The sequence below is a fragment of the Bacillus sp. Marseille-Q3570 genome (assembly GCF_946151055.1).
Lineage (GTDB): Bacteria > Bacillota > Bacilli > Bacillales > Fictibacillaceae > Pseudalkalibacillus.
Map to the genome: position 1 here is coordinate 84,612 of NZ_CAMGYZ010000001.1, position 16,371 is coordinate 100,982.

Consider the following 16,371-nt stretch of genomic DNA (forward strand, 5'->3'; position numbering starts at 1 on the left):
CTATGAAAATTCAATTTGCAGGTCGAAAAATGCTCGTAGCAGGACAATGGATGGATCGTGAACGCGTCATCGAAGTACGAGATCCACAGGACGACAGTTTGATAGATACAGTACCTGCTGCTTCAGTCGACGACATGCTCCAATGCATAGAAGAAGCAAAAGAAGGAGCGAGAATAGCCGCTTCAATGCCTGTTCACGAACGGATAGACGTCATCAATAAAGCTGCTGATCATATTGAAACGAACAACGAAAAATACGCGTACACCATTTCGCGTGAAAGCTCTAAAACGATTCGTGAGGCAAGAGGGGAAGTTGCCAGGTGTATCGAAACCCTGCGGATCAGTGCCGAAGAAGCAAGAAGGATACACGGGGAGACGATCCCTTTTGATCAAAGACCAGGCAGTGAGAATCGGGTAGGGTATTATTACCACGTGCCGATCGGTATCGTTGGAGCCATCACACCATTCAATGATCCATTGAACCTTGTCGCACATAAAGTCGGTCCGGCTATTGCTTCAGGTAATGCCATCATTGTAAAACCAGCATCCGCCACACCACTTAGCGCACTGCAGCTTGCAGAAGCATTTGCCGAAGCAGGGCTCCCTGCCAAGGTCCTGTCGGTCATCACAGGTCATGGGAATAAAATTGGAGAGGCACTTGTCACTCACCCAGCAATCCGGATGATCTCTTTTACAGGAGGGTTGGAAGCAGGGGAAGAGATCACCCGTAAAGCTGGTTTGAAAAAGATCAGCATGGAACTAGGATCGAATTCACCGGTCATCGTATTGGAAGATGCTGATTTACAGGAAGCCATCGAAGCTTCGGTTTCTGGAGCTTTTTCAGCAGCGGGTCAAAACTGTCTGAGTGTACAGCGGATCTATATCCATGAGAATTTGGTCACCTCCTTCCAAGAGGGTTTTGTAGAAAGGACAAAACAATACTCTGTTGGTGATAAGCAATCTGAACTGACAGACATGGGACCGCTAATTAATGTAAAAGAAGCGATCCGGGTTGAACGACTTGTTGAGGAAGCGATCGAAAAGGGAGCTGAGTTGTTGCAAGGCGGAATCCGCGAGGGAGCCTTCTATTCGCCAACGGTTTTAACGAATATTCCTGAGGATTGTACGATTGCGAAAGAAGAAATATTTGGGCCAGTCGTTCTCTTATACCCAGTCGCTGATCTCGAGTGCGCTATTGAAAAAGCGAATGAGGTAAACTACGGATTACAGGCAGGGATTTTCACAAATGACGTAAGAAAAGCTCACATAGCAATCGAAAAATTGGATGTCGGGGGAATCATGATCAATGACAGCAGTGACTACAGAATCGATGCAATGCCTTTCGGAGGTGTTAAAAATTCGGGATTGGGCCGTGAAGGGATCAAATTCTCGATCAAGGAAATGACGGAACCGAAAGTCGTTTGCTACAAATTGTAAAGAGTCGCAGTTAAGGAAGGGGAAGGCTGAACGTCAACCCCTTTCTAAATTCATCTCGCTCACCATCTATGCCGCTCCTACTTGTTCCTGCAGATTTATGAAAAGAAAACATGATTACAAACAACCAAATAAAAGGGTGATTTATTTGAAGAAGAATCGAAAAGAAAAAGCTTCATATAACAATCCTGTTTTTAAAGTATCTGCCGTCGTCATTGCATTTTTTACAATTTGGGGAGCACTTTCACCAAACAGTCTCGCAAAAAATGCCCAATCCGTCCTCGATTTTACAAGCTACTCCTTCGGTTGGTTTTATCTGGTTTCAGTTGCAGGTTTTGTGGCATTCTGCATTTTTCTTGCCGTCAGTAAGTACGGAAAGATCAAACTCGGTAAAGATGATGAAAAACCGGAATTTTCTCTTTTTACATGGATCAGCATGTTGTTCAGTGCAGGTTTTGGCGTAGGAATCGTTTTCTGGGGTGTCGCCGAACCATTGACCCATTTCACCAATCCGCCGCTTGAGGGTGTTCAGCCGCAATCTGAAGAATCCGCACGACTAGCTATGCGGTATTCCTTTTTCAACTGGGGAATCCATCAGTGGTCCGTCTTCACGATCGTCGGCTTGGCGCTTGCATACTTCCAGTTCCGGAAGAAGAGTAAATCTCTTGTAAGTGAAACACTTGAGGGTATTCATATAAAAAGAGGAAAAGAATCACTCAAGAAATCGGTCAATATTCTTGCAGTCATTGCTACCGTCATAGGGGTTTCAACCTCATTGGGCATGGGCATTTTACAAATAAACGGCGGTTTGAACTATGTCTTTTCAGTCCCGAACAACGCTTGGATGCAAACAGTGATCGTCTTGATTCTGCTCGTGCTTTACCTTGCATCGGCTACTACCGGTCTACATAAGGGAATCAAATTCTTAAGTAATACGAATATGATCCTTGTCATGGTACTGATGACATTTTTCCTGTTCAAAGGTCCGACTGTCTTCATCATGGATAGTCTTGTGCTAGGGATTGGAGACTACCTTCAGAACTTTGCTGAAATGAGCTTTTTCATGACTCCTTATAGTGGAGATACTTGGGTTCAAGATTGGACTGTCTTCTATTGGGCTTGGGTGATCGCCTGGTCGCCTTTCGTCGGATCGTTTGTCGCCCGGATCTCACGTGGAAGGACGATCAGGGAGTTCGTCGTTGGTGTGTTGGTCGTCCCACCAGGCATAGCCTTCATGTGGATGGCCATTTTCGGGGGAACAGGACTCTATATGGACCTATTCCAAAATACAGCCATTGCTGAAGCAGTTTCGAAGGATGTAACGACAGCGGTCTTTGTTTTGCTGCAAGAGTTCCCTTTATACTTTTTCTTTTCGATCATCATTATGGCTTTGATTTTGATCTTTCTCGTCACATCAGCCGACTCAGCCGTATTTGTACTCGGTATGATGACGTCAGGTGGAAGTTTGAACCCGTCGAATACAGTAAAAATGATCTGGGGCATATTGATGGCCGGAATCACAATTGTTCTCATCATCAGCAGCGGACTGACTGGTTTGCAAGCTGCATCACTTGTCTCAGCACTACCATTCACCGTGATCTTGATAATGATTACACTATCGCTTTATCGATCGCTTAGGAAGGATCGTGCAGAATCGCAACGTGAAATGGGACATCCAGAGCAAATACAAGAACTCGAAAGAAAAGCGCAATGACAAAAGGGAGGGAGGACAGGTTCCTTCCTTTTTCATTGTTTTAGAGTTATTTGGAATACTTTTATAATTAAACTTGAATTTTTATAGAGGAGAATATCAGGAAAATGCTTTGTGTTCCACGACTGTCGTGAGCTTCAGAAGGGTGGACGGCTCCCCATAAACGAGCGCAGCATCGATGAATTCCTCGAGATTTGCAACCGATTCGGTTACGACTTTCACCAGATAACTATATTGACCAGCTAAACGATGGCATTCCAATACGATTGGGTGTTTCTCACAAAAGCCTCTGAACTGTTTACCTTGCCTGGTATCGAACAGAATGAATGCGGTCACGGACTTTTCGAGTTTTTCGGGATCGATGACAGCCCGATACCCGGTTATGACCTCTTTTTCTTCAAGCTTCTTCACTCTTTCATTTGTTGCCGGAGTGGAAAGTCCCACTTTTTTCCCGAGATCCGTCATTGATATCCGCCCATACTCTTGTAGAATGACGAGGATGTTGCGATCGATTTCGTCCAAAAAAGTCACCAACCTTTAAAAACATAAGTTTCTCCATATAATTACAATCGTTTTTAAACAATATGATGTAAATTCCTTTACTATGTTTATGTACTCGCACCTTTGTATTTCATAAAATATAAGTACTTAACACAGAGTGGAAAAGAGGGTTGGGATTGTATTTACATGGGACCAGCACAATCAATCACAATGGCCATCTCGAAATCGGCGGTGTCGATTCTGTAGAGTTAGCAGCTCAATATGGAACGCCGTTATTTGTCTATGATGTGGGGTTGATCCGAAAACGCGCAAGAGAGTTCAAATTTGCATTCCAAAAAGCGGATGTGAAAGGGAAGATCTCTTATGCAAGTAAAGCCTTTTCTTCAATCGCATTGATCCAAGTGGTTCATGAAGAAGGTTTATCTTTGGATGTAGCCTCTGGTGGTGAACTTCATACTGCGGTTGCCGCAGGTTTTCCAATTGAAAAGATCCACTTCCATGGCAACAATAAAAGCGCTGAAGAATTAAGAATGGCACTTGAATTAGGTATCGGATGTTTTGTAGTCGATAATTTTCATGAAATTGCACTACTGGAACTGTTCTGCAGAGAACTCGATATTAAAGCGAACATCCTCATACGGCTTACTCCCGGTATAAAGACCTGTACACATGATTACATTTCAACAGGGCAAGCAGATTCCAAGTTCGGCTTCGATCTTCATAACGGCCAGGCTGATGAAGCAATCAAACTCGTGTTAAATTCAAATTCTTTTAATCTTATGGGGGTTCATTGTCACATAGGATCGCAAGTCATCGAGACTGATAGTTATGTCGTTACTGTTGATGCGATTTTCGAACGCATCAAGCATTGGAATGACCAAATCGCCTTTGTCCCCGATGTAGTCAATTTAGGCGGTGGATTCGGCATTCGATATACAGAGGATGATCCTACACTTTCCCCACACGTGTTTGTCGACAAAATAATTGAAGCAGTTAAACGCAATGTCTACGAATTAAATATGAATATGCCTGAAGTCTGGATCGAGCCTGGACGGTCTCTCGTCGGTGAAGCCGGAACAACATTATATAGAACTGGTTCGCAAAAAGAAGTTCCTGAAATACGAACATATTTATCAATAGATGGAGGGATGAGCGACAATTTAAGACCAGCCCTTTATCAGGCAAAGTATGAAGCGGCTTTGGCAAACAAAATGACAACAAAACATGATCGTAAGGTCACTGTCTCCGGAAAATGTTGTGAGAGCGGGGATATGCTAATCTGGGAGGTCTTGTTACCAGAGACACATCCCGGCGATTTTCTCGCTGTCTTTTGCACAGGGGCATACGGCTACTGCATGGCAAACAATTATAACCGGCTCCCGAAGCCAGCAGTCGTCTTTGTGGAGAATGGAGAAGCACAATTGGTGATTAGACGGGAAACATATGAAGATCTGTTGCGATTGGATCTTCCATTTAAACGGAATGTTTGAGTAATAGGAACAAAGGTTAATTATATGAATATAGTCGATTTAGGGTTACCAGAAAACAAATCTTCCATTCTTAAGGAGTGAGGCACTATGAGTAAACCAATAGAAATTTCAAAAATTAAAGTTATTCAAGATGAAAGACCGAGTCGCCGAGCCTACATTGCTGATTTTGAAGAGCCTGTCCGTTATGGGGTACACGGAGGTGTGAAAGAATTCTATAAGGCTGTGCCCGAAGAAGAACAACCCTCTACATTGGATCACATTGTATCAGCAGCAGGAGGCTGACTGACAGGAACACTTTCAGGCGCGCTGGAGGCGCGTAAAATACCGACATTTCCAAATAAACTACAAGGCCAATTTGAAGGTGTGATCGAAGCTCCAGACGGAGTATTGAAAATCACCAAGATCCACTGTCTTTACAAGTTGGAGATTCCAAAAGGGAAAAGAGAGAGTGCTGAACGAGCATTAGGCGTATTTGAAAAAAGTTGTCCTGTTGCCCAGACGTTAAAAGGCTGTGTCGAGTTTGAACATGAATGGGAAATAACCGAAGTAGAAGAAAGCTGATCGAGCCTCAACAAAAAGCCTTAGTCTAGTGGACTAAGGCTTTTTCAGTCTCTTAAAGTTTCACTTCATCCTGATTTGTAACGACTAAGAGTGTTTTTCCTTTGTCCAATTCTTCTTCAAGCTTTTGTGCTTTTGATTGATCAAACCCTATTTCTTTCATTTTTGAAATTAATTTATCTGGTTTGCCTCTAAATACGTTTTTAGTGGCGGTGCCGATTCCGGTCACTTTGACCCCGATCTTATTTGCATCGTTTTTCTTTCTTGCACGTCTGTCATGATCATTATCGTGCGCAAGCATATAAATGTCGTCATCTCTGACACCATCTTTACGTAGTTTATCGATGGATTCACTCAAATGTTCGTCATTATGGAAAATCTTATAGTTAGGTTTCAAATGAATCGCCTCCTTAAAAGCCGAAATACCCTATATCAATTAAGATTAAACAAAACACTTGAGTAAACGAACGTTTGTTCGTATAATGGAAATGAAGGTATATTTTGGAAAGGTGTGATTTCATGTCCAGAGGTCCAAAGAAGAAAAGGACTTTAGAAGTTGAAGAAATCATCTCTCTTTATAAAAAAGGAGAGAGCACCACAAGAATAGCTGAACTTGCAAATGTCTCATCAAGATACATAAATAAATTACTCAAAAAGGCTAATGTAGAAAGGAGACCAAGAGGGCATTGGAAACGAAAATACCATTTTAACGAAGATTATTTTAAAACCTGGTCTGGAACGATGGCGTATATCTTAGGGTTGTTCACTGCAGATGGATTAGTTTCTCAACATGCGCAACTTGTATCCATAACCCAAAAAGAACCATATATCCTTGACGAGATAAAACAAGAATTAAGGACCGAGCAACCATTATATCGAGTTAAAAGGAATGGTGTGTATACTCTAAATTTGCATAGTAAAATTATGAAAGAAGATCTCATCAATATCCATGATCTTAACCCTTGTAAGTCAAATGATGTATTGTTCCCTTACGTACCGGAGGAATTTCTGCATCACTTTATTAGAGGGTATTTTGATGGTGATGGAAGCATTAACTATAAAGGTTATACGATTATTTTTGTAGGTGGTTCAGGTGAATTTATGAAAGCGTTACAAGAAATTCTGATTGCTAAAGGATTTAAGACTAATTTAGTAACTCAAAATAAACACTTTAGATTGTTTATTAGCGGAAGGAAGTCAATTCAAATGTTTGCAGAATGGATCTATAAAGACAAGAATTTATATTTAAAAAGAAAGTATGATGAATTTAAAAAGGAGAAAATACCTTTGGATTTATTAACTGATCGTGAATTTAAAGCTACCAAAAATGCGGTTAATAAAAGAAAGCGAAATTTTCTCGAACAACTAACAAAAACAAAATGCATAGAAAGTGCATGTAAATCAGTAGCAATAAATACAATTACACATAAAAACTGGTTAAAGAACGATCGAGAGTTCAAAGAGAAGTTTAACAAAATAATAAATTAACTATGAAAAGGGAGAGTTTTATAAGACTCTCTTTTTTCACTTACTTTTTATTTGTTAACATAATATATCTTATAACTACCAATAGAAAAAATCCAAAATTCCGTCTCATTACCATAGTATACTTATGATAGTGAGACATAATCGAATTTTCAATACTATTTGAACTAGTCACTTAAAGTTGTAAATAATTCATATTTGCAATGACATTCTGATCATTATCTTCTGCAAAAAATTCCTGATCATCGTTTTCTTTACTGGAACTCACTACGCCTTTTTTAGTGCGTAACTTCGTCTGGATGACGCCGCTTTGCTCTCCGTGAGCATTTATGACCCCATAAAGATGAACTGCATCCACTTTATTAAACAGATCTTCCGGATCAAGACAACGACCTCATCAGCCTCATCCATATAGGAATCTATATTTCCAATTTGGTTGTCGATTTTGTTCTGAACCGTTCCTTTTAACCACTTTGGACAATAGATATCATCATAAAATATAAAAAACAACCTGCTTTTAAAAAAACAGGTTGTTCCTGAAATTCACTCATTTTAATTTGATTTTTTTCATGATGAAGCCGCTATTTGGCAATGTAGGCATTTTTGAAAGGCTGTAGCTTAAATCCTGTCCCGGAACCTCATAGTCGATTTTGTTTACAATAAAATCGAGACTCGCTTTCATCACTTCAACGGTTATCCCTTCTCCTGGACATCGGTGTCCTTTTGCTGGATCTCCTCCACCTTGTGGGATGAATTCAAATAGATCTCCGTCCCAGTCTTCAAAACGCTCTGGCCGAAATTCATGAGGATCCCCCCAAATCCTGGGATCGTGATTCGTTCCATACATATCAAGGAGGACAAGCGTACCTTTCTTAAATTCACAATCGTTCCATATAAACCCCTTTTTCACCCTTGCACCTACGAATGGGCCAAATGGATAGAATCGTCGAACCTCTTGTGCGAACATTTCAAGGAATTGCTCGTCACCCTGCTGAAGTTTTTCCTTATACTGTGGGTTTTGATAGAGTCCTGATGCAGAAAAGGTGATGAAAGTTGCAATGGCGACGATTGGTCGCAGCACATTGATCAGTTCAATCGCCGCCATTTCCGCATCCAACTTTTTGCCATTGAGCTGACGGTGGAATGCCATTTCATGTAAAGCGGAGCCTTCCTCTGCTTCAAGATTGCCGTTCCGAACATCTTCAATGACCGTTTGAATCCATTTTTCAGCTCTCTTTCTCGCTTTTCTTCCTTTACGGTGACGAGGACCGACTGCTCCGAACGCATCAACCATATCACTGAAATCATCTGCTCGTTCTTCAACTTCTGATTCCTTTAATGGTACACCTGCCCATTCACAAGAAATCTTGCATAAAGTATTCTTCGCCTCTTCGATCAGTACGATCTTTTCTTCCGAAGCCCATTTATGTGCAGCATTTTCCCATTCATTCTTCATCAGCTCTGCCAACCTTTTTTGATGGGGTTGTGTCATCAATGACATGAAAAGAAGTTTCCGGTGTATATGTTCTTCACCATCCATTGATTGTACTGCGTTTTCACCAAATAAAGATTTTTGAACTCTTTTTGGTGCAGCACCTTTTCGTTGAAAGCGATCGGTGTCATAAAAAACCCTTGCCGCTTCTTCCCCGCTCATGCAAATCACTTTTTCACCTAATAATCGTGTTTCGAACAGGTTTGATTGATATTCGTCAATCCGGTTTCCGATAAATCGATATCCTTCCTTCATCAAAGCGATACTATTATCGATCGTTTTATCATGTGGGACTTTTGCATTCGAGGACATTAATGATCAGCTCCTTTTCATCTCAAATTTAGATGGCATGAGTTACGACATTCTTATTAAACCCATTTTCACGAAAATAAAACCTCTTAAACATATTCATGCCACTGACCAAAAAAACCGTCCAGATTATAACTGAACGGTTTAAGAGATATCAAGCCCACCACATTTCGGATGGTTTTTCATTAATCAGTACTGTTTTCAAGTTGGTTACTGCACGGTTGAATCCTTCGTCGATCGACATGATCGGATCTTCATGCTCAATACTCACGACATGGTCATAGCCATAAATCCGTAGTGCGCTGATGATGTTCGACCATTCATCTACACTGTGGCCGCAACCTACTGAACGGAAAGTCCATGCCCTTGTCCTCACTTCACCGTAAGACTGCATGTCAGTCAGTCCATACATGTTGACGTTGTCTTGATCGATATACGTATCCTTTGCATGGAAATGATGGATTGCATCCGCTTCACCCAGTATTTTGATGGCAGCAACTGGATCAATTCCCTGCCACCATAAATGGCTCGGATCCAAGTTTGCACCAATCGAGTCGTTCGTTGCTTCTCGGAGCTTCAACATTGTGTAAGGTGTGTGAACCAGGAAACCGCCATGTAGTTCGAGCCCTATTTTCACCCCGTGCTCTTCTGCCAATTGGCCGATTTCCTTCCAATAAGGGATAAGCTTATTCTCCCATTGCCATTCATATACGTCCCCATAATCACCCGGCCATGGGGTGACTGGCCAATTCGGATGAATGGCACCATCATGATCCCCTGCTACTCCGGAAAAACAGTTAACCACAGGAACATCCATCAATGCAGCTAACCTGATCGTTTTACGCAACGTTTCATCAGATTCTTGCGCAAAATTTTCATCAGGTGAGATCGGGTTTCCATGGCAGCTGAAGGCACTGATTGTCAAATCCCGCTCCTGGACCTTCTGGAGATATTGTTTACGTGCGCCTTCATCTTCCAGCAGTTCGTCTAAAGGACAATGCGCACCCCCTGGGTAACAGCCAGTCCCGATTTCTACAGCATGTAATCCGCTCTCTTTCACATGATCAAGCATTTCTTCGAATGATTTTTCAGCAAATAAGACTGTGAATACGCCTAGTTTCAATGTATGACACCTCTACTCTTCAGAAATTTGGACCCATCTTTTTGTCTCATGGCTCTCAAGGATCGCCTCGACCAACTGCATGATCCGATGACCTTCAGCAAGAGAAGCGAAGGATGTTTCATTTTCCAATTCAACATTGTCTTCCTTTTGATTGATTGCTCCGTAAAAATCCAGCATCAAGTTCTTCAGTCCATCCGGCCACCCCTCCTGATGTCCACCTGGATAATGGGCTAGGCTTGCCGCTTCTGGAGTAAGGAGAGCTGGATCTTTCACCAGTTCCTTGTTCGGTTCATTCCGTTGCCCGATCCATAGCCGGTTCGGCTGTTCCTGGTCCCAGGAGTATGTGGCATGAGCTGTTGCGATATCAAAATAGAACTTATTTTTACGTCCAGGGCTAACCTGGGAAACAGTGAAAACCCCGTGGATGCCGTCTTCGAAATGAACGAGGACACTCCCGTAATCCTCTGTGTCGATCTGGACTTCCTCTGTATCGCCGGAATCACTTTTGCCGAACGTCTGTACTTCCGCTTTCGGTTTTTGACGGGTAGGATGAACTGTCTTCAAATCGGAGAATACTTCTACGATTTTCTTACCGAGGATATATTGGACAGTATCACACCAATGTGAACCGATATCGGCTATTGCCCGTGAAGGACCGTTCTTTTCCGCATCCATACGCCAGCTGTAATCTGTCTCATGTAAACACCAGTCCTGTACATATCCTCCGTATACAAGATTTACTCTTCCCTGCAGACCTGAAGTGATGTCTTCTTTCATCTGCTTGACGAGCGGGAAGTGTCGGTAGTTGAAGCATACACCAGCTATAAGATTATGTTTATTCGCAAGTTCCTTCAATTCTTTCGACTCTTCACTGTTCATCGCTAACGGCTTTTCAGACAGCAGATGTTTTCCAGCCAGTAGGATATCTCTATTAAAAGGATAATGTAAAAAATTCGAGGAGCAATTGTGAACGACTTGCACTTCTGAATCATTGATCAAATGGTCTACATCATCATACGCATGATCGATATGGTATTGATTGGCTACTTTTTCTGCTTTAGAGAGTTCGCTCGAAGCGATTCCAACTACCTCAACGTTCGGAAGTCGTTTCAAGGCTTCCAAATGAGACATTGCTGAAAAACCTGTCCCTATGATTCCAGCTTTGATCTTTTTCATGAGCTCCCTCCTTCGGGAACTTTTGACCTGATCGATTGAAGGTTTTTGAGATTGATAGTCAGACTTTCGTATGGGTCCCTCTCAAATTCCTCTTGTTCAACGGTGAGCCATTCAATACCATATTCTTCAGCGGCTTTAACGATAGAACCAAAATTCAACTGTCCATTACCGACTTCTGTGCCTATTTTATCTCCATTGATCAATTTCATATCTTTAATGTGAAGTGAAACGATTCGATCCCGGTATTTATCGATGATATTGTATGGGTCATGGTCAGCAAAAGCAGCCCAATAACAATCAAGCTCCATTTTTACGAGTGATGGGTCCGTATTTTCAAATAACAAGTCAAACCCTGTTCGCTCTCCAAATCTATCAAACTCGAAATCGTGGTTATGATAACCAAAGGTGAAGCCATCTTTCTTACATATCTCACCAATCTGATTGAACGTCTCAGCGATTGCTTTGTAATCATCAACTGATTGACGTTTTTCCGCAGGGATTCCAGGACAAATGATCAATTTGTTTCCAATCACGTGTTGATATTCGAGGGTCCTTTTGAGTTCCTCATCCTTTAGTTGGTCCAAAGCGATGTGAGCACCAGCGCTAACCAGACCATTTTCGTCCAATACCATCTTGACATCTCGCGCTGCCGTTTCGAAAAAACCTGCGAATTGAACACCTTCATAGCCTATCTCTGCAACTTTCTGAACAGTCCCGAGAAAATCCTTTGCTGTTTTCTCGTGAATCGAATACAACTGTAAACCGATTTTACTCATGGATACCTCCTATAGCTTGACTATCAAACGGATATGGTTCGCTCCAACTTGACGGCTTCACCTTTTTCCGCAGACTCGTATAATCCATTGATGATCTGTTGTAGATAAACCCCTTCTTTAGGCGTGCTGATCGGTGGAAGCCCTGATAGACATGACTCGACGAATCGTTCGATTTCCAACTCGTGATACCCTTTACGTGGTAGAAAGGATGGAGTGGTGTCAATGAGTACATCATGTTTCTCCTGATAGATCTTTAGAGGGAAAACATCGGCACCGCCTTGATCACCCATCAAGGAAACATTCATTTCATCATGTTTTTCCACATTCGCTGCGAATGCTGAATCTAAAAGAATCGAAGCCCCATTCTTAAAGGTGATCATACCTCGGGCCATATCTTCTATTGTGAAGTTTTCCCAATCCCAATCACCCATCATTCCGACACCCTTCCGCTTTCCGAGTTTCTGATAAGTGACCCCGAAAACAGTATCCGGTTCTGGGTAGCCCATCAAATAAAGAGCGGTATCGAGCATATGGACACCAATATCAATCAGAGGACCGCCTCCTTGGAGTTCTTTGTTTGTGAAGACACCCCAGCCAGGAATACCTCTACGTCGCATTGCTGTAACTCTTGCTGCATAAATGTCCCCTAAGTCATCATTGTCGATGAAACGTTTCAATGCTTCGACCTCTGGAGCATGTCGGAAGTGGAAGCCATAGGTTAAAATCTTTCCTTCTTTCTCGGCAGTTTCAGCCATTTCAACTGCCTCATCCACAGTCATTGCCGGTGGTTTCTCACATAAAACGTGGCACCCCGCCTTCAGCGCAGCAATTGTTGCAGGGTGATGGAATTTATTCGGTGTACATATACTAACGGCATCGATCTCCACGTTTTCGAACATTTCGTCATATGTAGAAAAAGCATATGGTGCATTGATCTCAGCTGCTAACTCCTCCGCTTTTTCCTGGACGACATCACAAACGGCAACGAGCTCGACTTTGTCTCCACATTTCAAATAGCTAGGAATATGTACTTCCTTAGCAATCCCACCCGCACCGATGATTCCTACCTTCAATTTTTCAGCCATATTCTTCTCCTCCTACTTGATTTGTTCTGTTTCGTTCAGAATTTCTTGTATTGTGACCCTGCGTCCCTGTTCATCGGATATTCTCGATGCTTCATTGATCAATGTCAGCCCCAAGACATCCGATTCTGAAATTGTAGTCGGTTCGTTATTTGCGATTGCAAGTACCCATTGATCAAAAGGCGAATGATGCGGGTCCGGAAGAGGTTCTGGAGTGACCCATTCTCCATTCAGCTTACTGCTTTTCAGACGGATTTGTTGGTCTTCAATTAAAAGGGTACCTTCTGTTCCATAAAGCTCTAATTGAAATGGACTGCCAGTGGATAAAAACCCGGTTTCGAGTACGCCAAGCGCACCTGATTCGTATTCGACCAATACGACTGCATTATCATCGACATCATAGCCTTCAGTTTGTTGAAGGCGAGCTGATAATGAAACAGCATTGCCAGCAAGCCGGTTTGTCAAATAGATCGGATGGGCACCAAGGTCAATCAATGCGCCACCTCCACATTCCTCCATATTGAAAAAGTGCTCTGGCAGCCACCCCGTTGATTTCCCTCCAAGTGGTACTGCGCCGTTATGTGCCAATCTGCATCGGATCGTGGTCAGTTTTCCTAAGAGACCTTGATCAACGACATCTTGTGCATAAAGATAATAATTTTCTGTAAGGCGTGGTAAAGAAACCATAAGTTGGACATTGTTTTCCTTTACCTTTTCATAGATTTCTTCACAGTCCCTCACAGTAAAGGCGAGCACTTTCTCCGTAAAAATGTGCTTTCCATGTCTTGCAGCTGCCAGAATGATTTCTTTATGGCGATTGGTAGGTGTATCAACAATCACTGCATCGATTTCTGGATCAGCCAGCACCGACTCGAGATGGCTTGTGAACGTGACCCCAAGTTCCTCAGCCCATCTCTTACCCCGCTCTGGATTTTCATCCCAAACAAGTTTGATTGAAACGTTTTCATTTTCAAGCGCAAGTTTTGCATAATCATCTGCATGGACGTGCCACCTGCTAAGTAAAGCAACATTGATCATTGAATTACCTCCTTGGATTCATGAACGTATGAAGATAGAGTATTTTAATATCTTAAAGTTGTCAAGATTTCGAATTTTCACATCGGAATAAACTTACACTCAAAATCAAAAAGCCTACCGTAACGACAGCGATAGGCGATTTTCATGTATTTAATCTTCTCTCCATTCAACATCGACAAGTTCATCTTCTGGCGGGATGAAATCTTCAAGTTCATCTACTTTCGCACCATCCAACATATGCGCATAACCGGATACTTCGCCTTCCCCATGGTAATTGATTGCAATATCAAGATCACTCAGAAGACCTTCATAATATATCATTGCCTTTTTCATCTTTTCACTTGGTTCTTTCCACTGATCTACATGTGCTTGTGGCCATTCACCTTTTGGTAATTCCAAATGCTCGTATCTTTTCAATTCTTCCATATGAATCAATATACAAAGGTTTTTCAGGTTTTTGAAATCCCTTTCAATCGCTTCCCCTTTCACGGTGATCCCACGTAAGGAAGTTCTTACAGTACCTGGACTCATTGCTCTATAATACATTGGATCATCCGTATACTGTCCAGGTACTCCTGCTTTTATTACTTTATTAGCATCGGCGATCAAATCCTTTGCATTCGTCGGATGTGTAGGTGGGACATCTTCAGGATTGGTGACATCCTTCCATTCTTTATGCAATCCACTATCAGCAGAAACCGCTGTATCTTCTTCATTTTCAATATCGTCTTCATTATCCGATTCATCGTGTTGTACGAGCTGTTCTGTTTCAGGTTTTTCTGATTTTTCCTTTGATACGGACTCCTTCGTTCCTATTCCTTGGCTTAAAAGTACTGAACCAAAAACGAGCAATACGGTAATCGTTGCTAAACTTACAGCTAACCGGTTAAACAGTGGCTTTTTCTGTTTTTTTGTTTCTTTCATCCGGTCAAGCACCACTTCCTTCTCGCTATCGGAAAATTTCATACGGCTATAAACTTCCTTGTCCAGCGTTTCTTTGAGGTTGTCAAACTGATCGTCTCTCATCGTTCTAAACCTCTCCTTTCAAACTCTTTTTTCAATAATTCCTTTCCACGGCTTATTCTTGTCTTGACAGTACTTTCTTTCAGATTAGTGATTTCACTGATTTCTTTAATTTTCAATTCATCATAAAAATACATGTATAGAATACCTCGGTACTTCTCATGTACAGCCAATAACGATTTGGTCACTATTGATTTGTCGTCTTTTTTAAGCAGTCTCAATTCAGGAGACTGTTCTAGCGATACATGAGATTGATCACTTTTGAAGGGCAGCCAATTCTTAAATCGACTGCTCTTTAGTACATCCTTTGACCGGTTGATCGTAATCCGGTAGATCCATGTTTTATAACTTGATCGTCTTTGAAATCTGTGAATGTTATGATAGCAGCTTATGAAAACATCTTGAGCAACATCTTCTGCTGTGCTCATGTCCTTGACGTATGTAAAAGCTAACTTCTTAACCATGTCCCCATATCGGTCCATGAGTAAAATAATGGTCTCATCCTGGGACTTATTGCTCTCTTTTTGCATTCTGTTCACCTCTAGCACCTCGAAATCACATCCTTTCATTGATATTTCTGTCATTTACTTCTACGAAATCGCAACTTAGACGACTGACTTAGAAAATAGTTTCATTTTATTCATTAAGAAAAAAGAGCTGTCCTAAAAAGGGTCAAAGCCTCCAACATCAACATTGTTAAATTCGGAGAAACTCAGACACTTTTTGGACAGCCCTAATAATCCATTCTTATTAAAGCCATTTTCTTAAACGTTTGATATATCGTTTTGATTGAAAGAGCAACTCGGTTTTTATGTATTTGGGAACATCGATTGCATTGATTGATTTAACGGAAGGGTAGACACCATCTTTGTTGAACATGACATCAAAGTTCCCTCTATAAATGGTTTTTCCCGATTGTTTGTCCAACACTTCCGCATCGACATTCGCTACTTTATTTACGAATTGTTGATCCCCCGAATCCTTCTCCAGTGTTTCTACCTCCACAACCTTGAATAAAAATTGCGGCATCCGGACCATCCTTCCCAACGAATCTTCTATTCATCTTATCATGTATGAAGGCTAGACTGATGAAATATGCTTGATTCAGATGTTCATATGAATATTCTAAAATAATTACCATACGCTAAAGGATGACGAACGTACTCCGTCGAAT

The 16,371-nt window shown here is 41.7% G+C and carries 18 protein-coding genes; 6 read left to right on the forward strand and 12 right to left on the reverse strand.

Annotation, left to right across the window (positions count from 1 at the left end):
* Nucleotides 1-2: 2 nt before the first annotated feature.
* Both N8M93_RS00400 and N8M93_RS00405 read left to right on the forward strand, forming a co-directional pair.
* On the forward strand, nucleotides 3-1,436 hold the full coding sequence (locus tag N8M93_RS00400) for an aldehyde dehydrogenase family protein (protein WP_261128970.1): 1,434 nt from the start codon (nucleotides 3-5) through the stop codon (nucleotides 1,434-1,436).
* 145 nt (nucleotides 1,437-1,581) lie between these two features.
* Nucleotides 1,582-3,147 (forward strand): BCCT family transporter, encoded by a 1,566-nt coding sequence (locus N8M93_RS00405; RefSeq protein WP_261128971.1) that lies wholly within the window; start codon nucleotides 1,582-1,584, stop codon nucleotides 3,145-3,147.
* Between the two features lie 96 nt (nucleotides 3,148-3,243).
* Here N8M93_RS00405 and N8M93_RS00410 read toward each other — a convergent pair whose 3' ends face one another.
* Entirely contained in the window at nucleotides 3,244-3,666 is a 423-nt protein-coding gene (locus tag N8M93_RS00410) for an Lrp/AsnC family transcriptional regulator (RefSeq protein ID WP_261128972.1), read from the reverse strand.
* Nucleotides 3,667-3,821: 155 nt separating this feature from the next.
* On the opposite strand from N8M93_RS00410, the gene lysA reads away from it, so the two are divergent.
* The 3 genes from lysA to N8M93_RS00425 all read left to right on the forward strand — a co-directional run bounded on the left by lysA (nucleotide 3,822) and on the right by N8M93_RS00425 (nucleotide 5,696).
* Nucleotides 3,822-5,135, forward strand: a complete 1,314-nt coding sequence (gene lysA / locus N8M93_RS00415; protein WP_261128974.1) for a diaminopimelate decarboxylase — start codon at nucleotides 3,822-3,824, stop codon at nucleotides 5,133-5,135.
* Between the two features lie 87 nt (nucleotides 5,136-5,222).
* Entirely contained in the window at nucleotides 5,223-5,417 is a 195-nt protein-coding gene (locus tag N8M93_RS00420) for a hypothetical protein (protein ID WP_261128976.1), read from the forward strand.
* The gene (locus N8M93_RS00425; RefSeq protein ID WP_261129660.1) at nucleotides 5,418-5,696 is read left to right on the forward strand and encodes an OsmC family protein; all 279 of its coding nucleotides are present in this window, start codon (nucleotides 5,418-5,420) and stop codon (nucleotides 5,694-5,696) included.
* A 52-nt stretch (nucleotides 5,697-5,748) separates the two neighbouring features.
* On the opposite strand, the gene N8M93_RS00430 is transcribed toward N8M93_RS00425, so the two are convergent.
* Nucleotides 5,749-6,090: a general stress protein gene (locus tag N8M93_RS00430; protein WP_261128978.1), complete on the reverse strand. Its 342-nt coding sequence runs from the start codon at nucleotides 6,088-6,090 to the stop codon at nucleotides 5,749-5,751.
* Nucleotides 6,091-6,212: 122 nt separating this feature from the next.
* Between N8M93_RS00430 and N8M93_RS00435 the strand changes: the two genes are divergently transcribed.
* Nucleotides 6,213-7,181: an LAGLIDADG family homing endonuclease gene (locus tag N8M93_RS00435; protein WP_261128980.1), complete on the forward strand. Its 969-nt coding sequence runs from the start codon at nucleotides 6,213-6,215 to the stop codon at nucleotides 7,179-7,181.
* 172 nt (nucleotides 7,182-7,353) lie between these two features.
* On the opposite strand, the gene N8M93_RS00440 is transcribed toward N8M93_RS00435, so the two are convergent.
* The 10 genes from N8M93_RS00440 to N8M93_RS00485 all read right to left on the reverse strand — a co-directional run bounded on the left by N8M93_RS00440 (nucleotide 7,354) and on the right by N8M93_RS00485 (nucleotide 16,226).
* The gene (locus tag N8M93_RS00440) at nucleotides 7,354-7,536 is read right to left on the reverse strand and encodes a hypothetical protein (RefSeq protein ID WP_261128981.1); all 183 of its coding nucleotides are present in this window, start codon (nucleotides 7,534-7,536) and stop codon (nucleotides 7,354-7,356) included.
* Between the two features lie 189 nt (nucleotides 7,537-7,725).
* A complete protein-coding gene (locus N8M93_RS00445; RefSeq protein ID WP_261128984.1) occupies nucleotides 7,726-8,982 on the reverse strand; it encodes a cytochrome P450 in 1,257 nt (418 codons plus the stop codon).
* 151 nt (nucleotides 8,983-9,133) lie between these two features.
* On the reverse strand, nucleotides 9,134-10,102 hold the full coding sequence (locus N8M93_RS00450; RefSeq protein ID WP_261128985.1) for a sugar phosphate isomerase/epimerase: 969 nt from the start codon (nucleotides 10,100-10,102) through the stop codon (nucleotides 9,134-9,136).
* Nucleotides 10,103-10,114: 12 nt separating this feature from the next.
* Nucleotides 10,115-11,278, reverse strand: coding sequence for a Gfo/Idh/MocA family protein (locus tag N8M93_RS00455; protein ID WP_261128986.1), 1,164 nt, complete (start codon nucleotides 11,276-11,278; stop codon nucleotides 10,115-10,117).
* A complete protein-coding gene (locus tag N8M93_RS00460) occupies nucleotides 11,275-12,054 on the reverse strand; it encodes a sugar phosphate isomerase/epimerase (RefSeq protein ID WP_261128988.1) in 780 nt (259 codons plus the stop codon). The genes N8M93_RS00455 and N8M93_RS00460 overlap by 4 nt, the downstream gene beginning before the upstream one ends.
* Nucleotides 12,055-12,077: 23 nt before the next feature.
* The gene (locus tag N8M93_RS00465) at nucleotides 12,078-13,139 is read right to left on the reverse strand and encodes a Gfo/Idh/MocA family protein (protein WP_261128990.1); all 1,062 of its coding nucleotides are present in this window, start codon (nucleotides 13,137-13,139) and stop codon (nucleotides 12,078-12,080) included.
* A gap of 12 nt (nucleotides 13,140-13,151) precedes the next feature.
* Entirely contained in the window at nucleotides 13,152-14,174 is a 1,023-nt protein-coding gene (locus tag N8M93_RS00470; RefSeq protein WP_261128991.1) for a Gfo/Idh/MocA family protein, read from the reverse strand.
* 150 nt (nucleotides 14,175-14,324) lie between these two features.
* Entirely contained in the window at nucleotides 14,325-15,200 is an 876-nt protein-coding gene (locus N8M93_RS00475) for a hypothetical protein (protein ID WP_261128993.1), read from the reverse strand.
* The gene (locus N8M93_RS00480; RefSeq protein ID WP_261128994.1) at nucleotides 15,197-15,727 is read right to left on the reverse strand and encodes a sigma-70 family RNA polymerase sigma factor; all 531 of its coding nucleotides are present in this window, start codon (nucleotides 15,725-15,727) and stop codon (nucleotides 15,197-15,199) included. The genes N8M93_RS00475 and N8M93_RS00480 overlap by 4 nt, the downstream gene beginning before the upstream one ends.
* A 220-nt stretch (nucleotides 15,728-15,947) precedes the next feature.
* The gene (locus tag N8M93_RS00485; RefSeq protein WP_261128995.1) at nucleotides 15,948-16,226 is read right to left on the reverse strand and encodes a hypothetical protein; all 279 of its coding nucleotides are present in this window, start codon (nucleotides 16,224-16,226) and stop codon (nucleotides 15,948-15,950) included.
* Between the last annotated feature and the right edge of the window lie 145 nt (nucleotides 16,227-16,371).

Excerpts from the sequence above, each read along its gene's own strand:
- N8M93_RS00400 (WP_261128970.1), top strand. The coding sequence starts at position 3 with ATGAAAATTCAATTTGCAGGTCGAAAAATGCTCGTAGCAGGACAATGG.
- N8M93_RS00420 (WP_261128976.1), top strand. The coding sequence starts at position 5,223 with ATGAGTAAACCAATAGAAATTTCAAAAATTAAAGTTATTCAAGATGAA.
- N8M93_RS00435 (WP_261128980.1), top strand. The coding sequence starts at position 6,213 with ATGTCCAGAGGTCCAAAGAAGAAAAGGACTTTAGAAGTTGAAGAAATC.
- N8M93_RS00445 (WP_261128984.1), bottom strand. The coding sequence starts at position 8,982 with ATGTCCTCGAATGCAAAAGTCCCACATGATAAAACGATCGATAATAGT.
- N8M93_RS00455 (WP_261128986.1), bottom strand. The coding sequence starts at position 11,278 with ATGAAAAAGATCAAAGCTGGAATCATAGGGACAGGTTTTTCAGCAATG.
- N8M93_RS00460 (WP_261128988.1), bottom strand. The coding sequence starts at position 12,054 with ATGAGTAAAATCGGTTTACAGTTGTATTCGATTCACGAGAAAACAGCA.
- N8M93_RS00465 (WP_261128990.1), bottom strand. The coding sequence starts at position 13,139 with ATGGCTGAAAAATTGAAGGTAGGAATCATCGGTGCGGGTGGGATTGCT.
- N8M93_RS00470 (WP_261128991.1), bottom strand. The coding sequence starts at position 14,174 with ATGATCAATGTTGCTTTACTTAGCAGGTGGCACGTCCATGCAGATGAT.
- N8M93_RS00475 (WP_261128993.1), bottom strand. The coding sequence starts at position 15,200 with ATGAGAGACGATCAGTTTGACAACCTCAAAGAAACGCTGGACAAGGAA.
- N8M93_RS00480 (WP_261128994.1), bottom strand. The coding sequence starts at position 15,727 with ATGCAAAAAGAGAGCAATAAGTCCCAGGATGAGACCATTATTTTACTC.
- N8M93_RS00485 (WP_261128995.1), bottom strand. The coding sequence starts at position 16,226 with ATGCCGCAATTTTTATTCAAGGTTGTGGAGGTAGAAACACTGGAGAAG.